This is a genomic window from bacterium (assembly GCA_024742285.1).
Taxonomy (GTDB): Bacteria; Myxococcota_A; UBA9160; order UBA9160; family UBA4427; genus UBA4427.
The window spans coordinates 1-2,078 of the sequence record JANSYR010000040.1; the positions used below are offsets into that span (position 1 = coordinate 1).

Below are 2,078 nucleotides of genomic sequence, written 5' to 3' on the forward strand. Positions count from 1 at the left end.
AGTTGCTGTATAGGTGCCTGAAGTACTTACCTGGATACTCGATCCACTCTCACCTGTACTCCACTTCACTGTGCCTGTACATCCTTGTGCTGTTAATGTAGCCTTCTCTCCGTCACAACATACCGTCTTATTACTTGAGATCGTCGGTGCACTTGGAGGATTACCCTGACCAATCGTCACCGTGTTGCTCTTCACTGATGTTCCGCAAGCATTGCTACACGTTGCTGTGTATGTTCCCGCTTCTACATATATGGTAGTGCCATTTAAACCATTACTCCAGGTAATTACATCATCACAACCTGTTGCAGTTAAAGTAGCCTTCTCATCACCACACACTTCTGTCTTATTGGAACTGATTGTTGGTGCATCAGGCACTTCATCCGTTGTAATAATCAATTCATTAGACTTAGCACTAGTACCACAATTATTTGTACAAGTTGCCGTATAAATACCTGCTGTTGTCACTGTGATAGAAACACCTGTTTGACCATTGCTCCAAGTCACTGTTCCATCGCAGCCCTCAGCGGTTAATTTAGCTGATTGACCTGGACATAAATTCTCGTTTTGACATGTAACCACAGGTGGGTTTGGCGGATTACCAAATTTCACTTCAACTTCGTTTGAATTGTCAGATACCCCACAAATTGTTTTGCAATATGCCGTGTATTTGCCAGCTGCAGACACTTGAATTGTATTACCAATTTCACCATTACTCCAATAAACCGTTCCATTGCAGTTGGTAGCTTTCAATGTTGCAAATTCTCCAGTACATATTTCCGGATTCTCTACTGTAATGACAGGTGTTGTCGGAGTTTCTCCAACCTGAATTTCAATTGGCTCAGAAGCAGAACTTGTTCCACAATTGTTTGAGCAAGTAACTGTATATGAACCAGAAACTCCTACTGTAATAGATTGTGTTGTAGCTCCTGTACTCCATTTCAGATTACCATTACAGGCTGAAGCTGTTAATGTCGCCTTTTCGCCATCACAACAAATTGTTTTGTCCGTAGTAATTGTAGGCTTATCAGGCACAGATCCTTTCTCAATTGTAATTGGATTAGAACTTGGACTCTCACATTCTCCAACTGTACAAGTCGCATAATAAGTACCCGGTTCAGAAACAACTAGAGTAAACCCAGAAGCACCCGTTGACCATTTAACAGTTCCTGTACATTCTTCAGCTATCAATTTCACAGAACCAGTAGTACAAATTACTTTCGGTCCATCAATTTTAATTAATGGAGGCTCCGGATTAGGTAAAACAGTAATATCTGCAAAACCTTCGAATGAACAGTTCTGGAAAGTAACAGTTACTATGTAAGTACCACCATCCGTTTGCTGAGCATTTGGTACCGTTAGAGTTCTTGTATTTGATGTTGCCCCTTGTGGACCTGTCCACTTATAAGCATATCCTGCTCCATAATTTGGTGCAATAAGCACTAAATCCTTTCCAACACATATTTCATCAATGATATCTACAAAATCAGGAATATCTGTCACCTTAACTTCCGTAGTAGCAGTTGCAGAACAACCTTTAGAGTCTGAAACCGTCACCGTATAAATACCTACATGAGTAGTTGAAGCATTTAGGATACTCGGATTCTTCGTTACAGAAGTAAAGCCGGCAGGGCCTGTCCATGAGTAACTATTTCCTCCATTTGCATCTAAGTTAATTGACCCACCCTCACATACTGGAGAATTACTTGTTGCATTTACACTTAGTTGACTTGGCTGACCAACGACAATATTTTCCTTTGTAATCTTACATCCATTTGCGTCAGTTACCACTACGAAATAGGTTCCTGCAGAAAGTCCAGAAATTTCTTGAGTTGTTGCACCTGTGCTCCATAGATATTTATAAGGAGAAGTACCACCAGAAGCACTTACATTAACTTTTCCATCAGAACCATTGTAACAAGTTACATCGATTGTAGAGTAGTTGGCCGTTACAGGCGTTGGCTCTGTGATCGTCACACTTGCCGTCGCCGTACAACTGTTTGCATCTGTTACTACCACTGAATACGTGCCCGCAGCTAGACCACTCAGGTCTTTCGTCGTGGCATTATTGCTCCACTTAT

At 41.3% G+C, this 2,078-nt stretch carries 1 protein-coding gene; it reads right to left on the reverse strand.

Features of this window, described 5'->3' with window-relative positions:
* Positions 1 to 2,078: hypothetical protein (locus NXI30_28995; GenBank protein MCR9098278.1), on the reverse strand; the 2,078-nt coding region annotated here is incomplete at both ends.